This window comes from Syntrophales bacterium (genome assembly GCA_035363115.1).
Lineage (GTDB): Bacteria > Desulfobacterota > Syntrophia > Syntrophales > PHBD01 > PHBD01.
In genome coordinates, this window is sequence record DAOSEM010000007.1 from 188,801 (window position 1) to 198,610 (window position 9,810).

Genomic DNA, 9,810 nt, shown 5'->3' on the forward strand with positions numbered 1-9,810 from the left:
CGAGGGGACCCAGCCCGCAGAATAGACTTGACCCATTATCGAAAAAAAGGCGGCCCGTCAAACAAATCCCTCCGGCGTCATGGAGGGAAATCCGTTTGTCCTTTCCGCTGCGAATCTGGTACATTTCTCCATCACGAATTCCGCCGGTTTCCCGGCACGGAAAGAGAACTCTTGGAAAATTTGATCATCCTCAAACTGGCCTTCATCGCGCTCCTGTTCTTTCTGTCGGCGCTCCTGTCCTGCTCCGAGGCGGCTCTGTTCTCCCTGACCCCGCTGCATATCCACAAGATGGTCCAGGAGCGAACTCCCTTCCTCCGGGCCGTCCAGGGGCTACTCGCGGATCGCCGCCGGCTCCTCGTGACGATTATTTTCAGCAACGAATCGGTCAACATCGGCGTCTCCGTCCTGGCCACCTCCCTGATTGTCAGCCTGCTGGGGGCCGATCTGGGATGGCTGTCCATCGCCGTGACGATCCCGATCCTCCTGATTTTCTGTGAGGCCGTGCCGAAGACCCTGGGCATGACCGATTCCATCCGCTATTCTTCCCTGCTGTCGCCCTTCCTTTCCCTTGTCTCGGGCTTCGTCCGCCCTTTTGTGTGGCTTCTGGAAGCCGTATCCCGGGGGGTCGTTGTCCGGTTCGCCGGTCGGGAGTCCCAAGGCCGCTCAGCCCTGACGGAAGACGAATTCAAGACCATGATCGATGCGGGCCGCCAGGAAGGCGCCCTCGAAGAGACCCAGCGGACCCTGATCCATGCCGTATTCGAGATGGAGGACCGTCCCGTTTCGGAACTGATGGTACCCCGGGTGGATATATTCTGCCTCCCCTCCTCCATGCCCATCGCCGAGATGAAACAGGAGGTGATCCGTGCACGGCACTCGCGGATCCCCATTTACGGGCGGGATCGGGATGACATCCGGGGGCTCCTCCTGGCGGCGGACCTCCTGAAAATTCCCGAGGGAGAGAAAAAGGCCTCCTCCATTGAAAGCTACCTGAGAAAGGTCTATTTCGTTCCAGAGTGCAAGACGGCGGGGAGGCTGCTGAGGGAGTTCCAGAAGCGGCGCCTGCAGACCGCCGTCGTGGTGGACGAATACGGAGGTGTGTCCGGGCTCATCACCCTGGAGGATATCCTGGAACACCTCTTCCGTGACCTCTATGACGAGCACGGCATCCGGAAAGGCCTCTGGGAGAAGGTGGGTGAGAATGCCTGGGTCGTCTCGGGCCGTATGGAGACGGAGGACCTGAATGAGCTGCTCGGCCTGTCCCTGTCGCCGGAGGAGTTCGACACGGCGGGAGGATTCGTGCTGCATCTGTTCGGCAAGCTGCCGCATCGCGGGGAGGCGGTATCCTTCGGCGGGTATCGCTTCCTCGTGACGAAAGTCGGACCGGCCAGGATCCTCAACATCTGGGTCACGCGGGAAGCACGGGATAAAGGCGAAGACCATGACGCTTGAGCAGATCTTCATCCTGGCGATCATTGCGGCCTGTGTGCTCCTGCAGGGCTTGTTCTCCGGAGGGGAAATCGCACTGGTATCATCGAACATTCACAAACTCCGCCAGAAGGCGAGGAGGGGTTCCCGGGCGGCCGGCATGGTGCTGGAACTGCGCGAAAAACCCCACCTGTTCCTTTCCATGGCCCCCATCGGGACCAACCTCTGCGAGGTCACGGCGAGCACCGGCGCCACCCTGCTTTTCATCTCCCTGTTCGGCCCCCTTCGGGGGGAATGGCTGGCCGTGGGGATCATGATCCCGGTCCTCCTCCTGTTCGGCGAGGTCATCCCCAAGAGTATCTGCCAGGCCCGTCCGGAAAAGTCGGCACAGCGTCTGTCCTGGTTCTTCCGCGGAGCCTCCTGGCTCCTGGCTCCACTCGTTTTCGTCGTTTCCCGGTTGACCCTGCGCGTGGTTCTGCTCCTGACGGGAAAGACTGACCTCAGCTATTCCCCGTACATCACCCGGGATGCCCTGGTGTCGCTGATCAGCAGCGGGTCCGACGGAGACACGGACATCCTTCGTTCCGAGAAGGACATGGTCAGGCGGGTGTTTGATTTCTCAGGGACCACCGCCGGGGAAATCATGGTGCCCCTGTCGGCGATGACGGCCCTTCCGGTGACGGCGACGCTTGAAGACGCCGTCCGGCTCGTCAGGGAGCAGGGTTTTCTACGGATCCCCGTTTACCGCGACCAGGTGCTGAACATTGTAGGGATTCTCGACACGTTCGACCTGCTGGCCTGCGTGCAGCCGGATCGCCGGAACCAGGACGAGCCCGCCGAATCCGTCCAGGGCTGCCTGAAGACGGATGTGCTTTACATCCCGGATACAATGCCCGCAAAGGATTTGCTTCTGGAGATGAAGACCCGGGGGGAGCGGATGGCCGCCGTGGTCGACGAGTACGGGGGAGTCGTCGGGATCGTCACCCTGGAAGACATTCTGGAGGAGGTCGTGGGAGAGATCCACGATGAGTACGATACGGGCGAGAAGCTGTTCAGGCGCCTGGGGCCGGGACACTATCTCTTCAATGCAAGGATCAGCATCGAGCGGATCCGGACCATCCTGCCGATGGAGTTCCCGGAGGGCGATTACGAGACCCTGGGGGGATTTCTCCTGGCCCGGATGGGACGGATTCCGAAAAAGCGGGATACGTTCCCGATCGGCCCGGTGATATTCATCGTCGAGGATGCGGGGGAGCGGGCCGTGCGGGAAGTCGCGGCCCGGTTCTCGCCGGAACTGGAACGGTTGGCCGGCGATGGAGGAGGCGGAGGTGGTTCATGGTCCGTGGAGAAAACATGATCGAACGGAAGAAGGGAGAGGGCGATCTGCTTTGTCTCGTCCTGGCGGCGGGAAAGGGGACGCGGATGAAGTCGGACCTGGCCAAGGTGCTCCATTCCCTCTGCGGACGGCCGCTCCTGGCCTATGTCGTGGATACCGCCAGACGGGTCGGTGCGGCCAGGACGGTGATCATTATCGGTCACCAGGCGGATCGGGTCCGGGAGAGCGTCCGGGGAGAAGACCTGGTATTCGTGGAACAGAAGGAGCAGTTGGGAACCGGCCATGCCGTACGCATCGCCCGGGACAACTTCCGGGACTGGAAAGGGCCGATCCTGATCCTCTGCGGCGATGTGCCCCTGCTGACCCCGAAGACGCTGGAGTCGCTCCTGCTGGAACACCATGCCAGCGGGGCCGCGGTGACCGTCCTCACGACCGTTCTGGAAGACCCCGGCAGTTACGGACGTGTGATCAAGGGGGAAGACGGGGAAGTCCTGCGCATCGTCGAGGCCCGGGACGCCAGTGAAGAGGAGAGAAGGGTCCGGGAGATCAATGCCGGAATCTACTGCGCCGGGGGAGGCTTCCTGGCCGAGGCGGTCGGGGAGATCCGGAACGAAAACGCCCAGAAGGAGTATTATCTGACGGACATTGTGGAGATCGCCCGGGGCCGGGGACTTCGGGTCCGGTCTGTCGTGGCGGACTTTCCGCCGGAAGTGATGGGCATCAACACACCGGAAGATCTCGGGGAAGCGGAGCGGCTTGTCCGATCCGGGTTTCTCGGCTCCTGCACCTCATGAGCATTCCGGACATTCTGAAAATCGGGTCCCTGGCCATGGTCAGCCGGGTATGGATGGCCCCCATGGCCGGGGTGACGAACCTGCCTTTCCGGTTGATCGCCCGTTCCTGCGGCTGCGGGATGGCCTTCACGGAAATGGTGAGCGCCAACGGCCTGATCCGGGCAACCCGGAAGACCCTCCATTATCTTGATTCAACCGATGAGGACCGGCCCCTGGGCGTTCAGATCTTCGGCTCCGATCCGCAGGTCATGGCCCGGGCGGCCCGGATTGTGACAGACGCCGGGGCGGACCTGCTGGATGTCAACATGGGCTGTCCCGTAAAGAAGGTGGTCAAGACCGGATCCGGCGCGGCCCTGATGAAGGATCCCGCACGTGTCGCGGCCGTCCTGGCGGCGGTCCGTGAGGCGACGCCGCTGCCCATGACGGTCAAGATCCGGGCCGGCTGGAACAGCAGGTCCGTCAATGCGATAGAAATCGCAAAAATTGCAGAGAGTTGCGGAGTTGACGGCATCACGGTCCACCCCCGGACCGCCGTGCAGGGATACGGGGGCTCCGCCGACTGGACCCTGATCGGTGCCGTCCGGGAAGCGGTGGCGGTTCCGGTCATTGGAAACGGGGACATCCGGCGGCCTTCGGACGCCCTGAAGATGATGCGCCGGACGGGTTGTCATGCCGTCATGGTTGGACGGGCCTGTCTTGGAAATCCATGGATATTCGGGAGAATTGCCGCGTACAGAGAGGATGGGGGGGATCCCGCGATTCCGGATCCGGAGGAGAAGATGCGGGTCATTGTCCGTCACCTCGAGCTCGAGATCGCGGCTATGGGGGAGCAAGCCGGGATCCGCTCTTTCCGAAAGCATGCGCTCTGGTATACCAAGGGAGAACGGGGAGGGGCTCAGATCCGGAATGTTGCCGGCCGGCTTGCGGAGAAGCGTGAGCTTCTGGAACTTCTCCGGTCGTTCTACGCCCTTGAAAGGGAAAGTCCGCCTTGACTTTCCAGGGGTTTGTTGCCATACTCGCCGCCAAAAAAGAACCACTCCGGCCATCCGGGCAGCCTGATGACCGGCGCGGATAAGGGGGAACCGGTGGAACTGACCAGTTTCGAGGAACTGGACAAGAAGATCCGGATTGTTATCAGCGATTACGCGCTGTTAAAAAAGCAATACGGGGAATTGGAGGAGCAACTCAAAAAAAAATCGCTGGATTTGGAGGAAGCACAGAACCATATCAGGGGGCTCACGGAAGAGAGGGACTTCATTCGCACGAAGGTGGATTCGCTTCTTGAACTGCTCAGGGACGTACCGGCCCACCAGTAGCCATTCAAGGGGCAGGATTTGAAAAAACGATTTCAAGTCAAGATACTGGGGCAAGAATTTTCTGTAACCAGCGATGATGGGGAGGAACACGTTACACGTGTGGTTGCCTTGGTGAATGACCGGATCGAGCAGATCGGCACCCGGTCACCCAAGATGCCGGCCCTCCACATCGCCATCCTGGCTGCGCTGAATATCGCCGACGAATACGTGAAACTGGAGGAAAGCAGCAAGGATTTATCGATAAGCCTGAATGAGCGGTCGGAAAAACTGATTTCGCTGATCGACGAGGTTGCTTAGAAACAAGAAACAGATACCCTCTTACCCGTGCTGTGACTGTCGCCGGCAAGCCGGCCCGTCTCTTGCCCCCGGGATCCTGAATCCCGGATATATCCGCCACCTGTGATTCCCGACTTTTCCCGGGGAGGATCGGGTTCATCCCGGATCCCCCGGTGAAAAATCTTTCCCGGATTCCGGGCTTTCTCCAAATTCCCATTTAATATCATGAAGTTGTGTTTCTCCCGGCGTGGAGGTCCAAGGTCCTCGCATCGTCGGAGTATCCATATACAGGAGGTGAAGTTGTCGTGAGCGGCATGACCATATTCATCATCATTGCGTCGATTGTGGTGGGAGGCGGGGTTGGTTTCGGCCTGATGGCCGCCCTCTCCCGGAAGCGGATCAGGTCGGCCGAGAGCCTGGCCTCGAGAATTGTGGAAGAAGCGAAAAAAGAGGCGGACACCCTGAAGAAGGAGGGCGTTCTGCAGGCCCGGGAGACCCTGGTCAAAGCGAAGGCCGAGTCCGAGCGGGAAGGAAAGGAGCGCAGGCAGGAGATGGACGCCATGGAGCGGAAGATCCGCGCCAGGGAGGAACACGTCGACAAGCGCTCCGATGCGCTGGCCCAGAAAGAAAGCCAGATGGAAGGAAGAGAGAAATCGCTGGTGTCGAAGGAAGGCCAGATCCAGGAGAAAACGGACAAACTGAGCCGGATGATCGAGGAGGAGCGGCAGAAGCTCGAGCGGGTCGCCGGGATTTCGTCTGAGGAGGCCAAAGAGCAGCTCGTCCAGGCGATGGAATCGGAGGCCAAGCGGGATGCAGCGCTCCTGATCCGGAAGGTGGAGGAGGAGGCCAAAAGGAATGCCGAGAAGGCCTCCCGGGAAGTCATGGTGTACGCGATGCAGCGTTATGCCAGCGATTTCGTGGCGGAAAGCACGGTATCGGTGGTCAATCTCCCCAGCGACGAGATGAAGGGCCGCATCATCGGCCGGGAGGGCAGGAATATCCGGGCCATCGAGGCGGCAACCGGGATCGACCTGATCGTCGATGACACCCCGGAAGCGGTTGTCCTGTCGAGCTTCGACCCGATCCGCCGCGAGGTGGCCCGCATTTCCCTGGAGCGGCTGATTACGGACGGCCGGATCCACCCGGGACGGATTGAGGAGATCGTGAAAAAGGCGACGCAGGAGGTGGACAAGGTGGTTCAGGAAACGGGAGAGCACGTCTCCTTCGACGTTGGCGTCCACGACCTGCATCCCGAGATCATCACGCTTCTGGGAAGCCTCAAGTATCGCACGAGTTTTTCCCAGAACGTCCTGCAGCACTCCGTTGAGGTGGCGTACCTGACGGGCATCATGGCTTCGGAGCTGAAGATGAACGTCAAGGAGGCCAAGCGGGCCGGACTGCTCCACGACATCGGGAAGGCCATCGACCACAAGATCGAGGGCACCCATGCCGCCATAGGGGCCGATTATGCGCGAAGGTTCGGCGAATCGCCGGGCATCGTTCAGGCCATCGCGACTCACCATGACGACAGCCGGACGACGACATTGCTGGGGGCCCTGGTCCAGGTGGCGGATTCCCTCTCGGCGGCCCGTCCGGGAGCCCGGCGGGAGATGCTGGAGACATACGTCAAGCGTCTCGAGGAGCTGGAGGGAATCGCCAACTCCTTCAGCGGCGTCGACCGATGCTTCGCCATCCAGGCGGGACGGGAGATCCGCATCCTCGTGGAGAACGACAAGATCTCCGACAACGATGCGGTGATGCTCTGCCGGGACATCGTCAAAAAGATCGAAAAGGACCTGACCTATCCGGGGCAGATCAAGGTGACGGTGATCCGGGAGACCAGGGTTTCGGATTACGCGAGGTAACGCCGGTCCATGAATATCCTGTTCATCGGGGACATCATCGGCAAGCCGGGCCGCCGGGCTGTCCGGGAGCTTCTCCCGCAGCTCGTGGCCGGGCGGGCGGTGGACTTCGTCATTGCCAACTGCGAAAACGCCGCTGCCGGTTTCGGGGTCACCAGGGAGATCGTTGAGGACCTGTACGGGTACCGGGTCGATGTCCTCACATCGGGAAATCATGTCTGGGACAAGCGGGAAGTGGACGATTTCATCGACGACTACGAAACACTCCTCCGTCCCGCCAATTATCCCGACGGGGTGCCGGGGCACGGGTCCGTGGTCATGCCCGTTTCCGGAGGGGTGTACGTCGGCGTCCTGAACCTCCTGGGCAGGGTTTTCATGCCCGCTGTCGACTGTCCTTTCCGGACGGCGGAACGGGAACTCGAGAAAATCAGACGCAAAACACCCATTGTCATTGTCGACTTTCATGCCGAGGCGACGTCGGAGAAACAGGCCTTGAGCTGGTTCCTCGACGGTCGGGTCACGGCGGTGATCGGGACTCACACCCACGTGCAGACGGCGGACGAGGGTATCCGGCCCGGCGGCTCGGCCTATATCAGCGACGCCGGGATGACGGGGCCTTTCGATTCCGTCATCGGGACCCGGAAGGAGGCCATTCTGGAGCGGTTTCTCCGGCAGGTGCCGAACCGGTTCGACGTGGCGAAAGGTGATATTCGGCTCCAGGGTGTGCTCATGGAGGTTGACGAAACGAGCGGCCGGGCTTTGAAGATCGAGAGGATCAGCCTTCGACTGGAAGGTTGAGACGGTTGGGAGTCAGATCATGAAGAATGTGTTCGACGTGTTCGCGGAACGGGGCTTTCTGGAGCAGGTGACGGATGAAGGGCAGGTGAGGGAACTGCTCGGCAGCGGCCCCGTCGCGGGCTACATCGGGTTCGATCCCACGGCGACAAGCCTTCACGTGGGCAGCCTCGTACCCATCATGGCCCTGGTTCATCTGCAGCAGTGCGGCCACCGTCCCATCGCCCTGGTCGGTGGCGGAACGGGGTTGATCGGCGACCCGAGCGGCAAGACGGAAATGCGCAGGGTCCTTACACGGGAAGAGATTGATTTCAATGCGGGATGCCTGCGGAAGCAGTTGTCCCGGTACCTGGACTTCGGGGAGGGCAGGGCCCTTCTGGTCAACAATGCGGATTGGCTGACGGAGCTGAACTACATTGCATTCCTGCGGGACATCGGCCGCCACTTCAGCGTCAACAAGATGCTGTCGGCAGAGAGCTACCGGCTCCGCCTGGAGAAGGGGCTGAGCTTTATCGAATTCAATTACATGCTCCTTCAGGCGTACGATTTTCTGTATTTATTCAAGAATTTAGGATGCGAGATCCAGTTCGGCGGCAACGACCAGTGGGGAAACATGCTGGCCGGGGTTGACCTGATCCGGCGCGTGGAGAGCCGGCAGGCTCACAGCCTTACGTTTCCGCTTCTGGCGACGGCCCAGGGGCACAAGATGGGGAAGACGGAAAAGGGAACCGTCTGGCTCGACGGAGCCATGACGTCGCCCTACGAGTATTTCCAGTACTGGATCAATACGGACGATGCGGATGTCACGCGCTTTCTTGCACTCTTTACATTCCTGCCCATGGAGGAGGTTCGGCACGCCGAATCTCTGACGGACGCGCAACTCAATATGGCCAAGACCGTGCTGGCTTTCGAGGCCACGAAGATCACCCACGGGACGGAAGAGGCGGTGGCGGCCTGGAGCGCATCCGCCGCCGCCTTCCGGCTGAAACCGGTCGATCCGGAGCTTTTCCCGTCCAGCGGGATCCCGCGAACGGCTTCGGGGGAGGACCTTGCGGCGATTCCCACGATCGGAAAGGAACGTACTGCCCTGGAGGCCGGAATCAGCGCCTTCGACCTCTTTCATGAGTCGGGACTCTGCGCCTCCAAAGGCGAAGCCAAGCGTGTCCTGTCGCAGGGAGGAGGATATGTGAACGATCGACCGATTCGGTCTCCAGAGGAGAAAATTGGCCTCGGTGATGCTAACGAACGTGGCGAAATCAGGCTGAGAAAGGGGAAGAAGAGCCACGCGGTCATCAGGATTCTTTGATTCTCGACAAAATTTCTCTTGACTGCACGGAAGTGATCGCGTACTATCCTGCTCCTGTTCGCGGGAAAGGTTGTTGAAGGGCTTCCGGATTTTTCAAGCGTCCTCAGCATGACGGACTCAAGAAGTGATCGCTGAACCCGTTCTTCAAATTCCAAAAGCGCACTGCGATTTCAGTTTTTGATCGCTGGAAAAAAGTTCTAAAAAGTTCTTGACAGGAAACGGTCTCTGAAGTAAATAGCGTGGCTCGTTTCCAAGATGTTCTTTGGCAATTGAATAGTGGGGTAATTGATTTGCGGGTTCTCTGCTTTGAGAAACAACAGGGGAGAGCAATCTCCCTATAAGGATTCAAACTGGAGAGTTTGATCCTGGCTCAGAACTAACGCTGGCGGCGTGCCTAACACATGCAAGTCGAACGAGAAAGGGTCCTTCGGGACCTGAGTAGAGTGGCGCACGGGTGAGTAACGCGTGGGTAATCTACCCTTCAGCTGGGAATAACCCATCGAAAGGTGGGCTAATACCGAATAATACGGCCGGGCTGCGGTTCGGTCGTCAAAGATAGCCTCTGCTTGCAAGCTTTCGCTGAAGGATGAGCCCGCGTCCCATTAGCTTGTTGGTAGGGTAACGGCCTACCAAGGCGACGATGGGTAGCTGGTCTGAGAGGATGATCAGCCACACTGGAACTGAGACACGGTCCAGA

General features: G+C 60.1%; 9 protein-coding genes and 1 rRNA gene. All 10 read left to right on the plus strand.

The genetic code is table 11. The features are described 5' to 3' along the window. Window positions 1-171 precede the first annotated feature (171 nt). The gene (locus PLO63_13825; protein HOI75218.1) at window positions 172-1,452 is read left to right on the plus strand and encodes a hemolysin family protein; all 1,281 of its coding nucleotides are present in this window, start codon (window positions 172-174) and stop codon (window positions 1,450-1,452) included. Continuing rightward, entirely contained in the window at window positions 1,442-2,785 is a 1,344-nt protein-coding gene (locus PLO63_13830) for a hemolysin family protein (protein ID HOI75219.1), read from the plus strand. The genes PLO63_13825 and PLO63_13830 overlap by 11 nt, the downstream gene beginning before the upstream one ends. Then, window positions 2,782-3,558, plus strand: a complete 777-nt coding sequence (locus tag PLO63_13835; GenBank protein HOI75220.1) for an NTP transferase domain-containing protein — start codon at window positions 2,782-2,784, stop codon at window positions 3,556-3,558. Before PLO63_13830 ends, PLO63_13835 begins: the two co-directional genes overlap by 4 nt. Beyond that, window positions 3,555-4,550: a tRNA dihydrouridine synthase DusB gene (dusB, locus tag PLO63_13840; GenBank protein ID HOI75221.1), complete on the plus strand. Its 996-nt coding sequence runs from the start codon at window positions 3,555-3,557 to the stop codon at window positions 4,548-4,550. The genes PLO63_13835 and dusB overlap by 4 nt, the downstream gene beginning before the upstream one ends. 93 nt (window positions 4,551-4,643) lie before the next feature. Then, window positions 4,644-4,874: a hypothetical protein gene (locus tag PLO63_13845; protein ID HOI75222.1), complete on the plus strand. Its 231-nt coding sequence runs from the start codon at window positions 4,644-4,646 to the stop codon at window positions 4,872-4,874. Window positions 4,875-4,892: 18 nt separating this feature from the next. Further along, a complete protein-coding gene (locus PLO63_13850; protein ID HOI75223.1) occupies window positions 4,893-5,171 on the plus strand; it encodes a cell division protein ZapA in 279 nt (92 codons plus the stop codon). A 293-nt stretch (window positions 5,172-5,464) separates the two neighbouring features. Continuing rightward, entirely contained in the window at window positions 5,465-7,015 is a 1,551-nt protein-coding gene (rny, locus tag PLO63_13855) for a ribonuclease Y (GenBank protein ID HOI75224.1), read from the plus strand. A 9-nt stretch (window positions 7,016-7,024) separates the two neighbouring features. Continuing rightward, on the plus strand, window positions 7,025-7,810 hold the full coding sequence (locus tag PLO63_13860; GenBank protein ID HOI75225.1) for a TIGR00282 family metallophosphoesterase: 786 nt from the start codon (window positions 7,025-7,027) through the stop codon (window positions 7,808-7,810). 19 nt (window positions 7,811-7,829) lie between these two features. Then, on the plus strand, window positions 7,830-9,113 hold the full coding sequence (gene tyrS, locus PLO63_13865) for a tyrosine--tRNA ligase (protein HOI75226.1): 1,284 nt from the start codon (window positions 7,830-7,832) through the stop codon (window positions 9,111-9,113). Between the two features lie 347 nt (window positions 9,114-9,460). After that, window positions 9,461-9,810: ribosomal RNA gene (locus PLO63_13870) — 16S ribosomal RNA — on the plus strand; the annotation flags it as partial.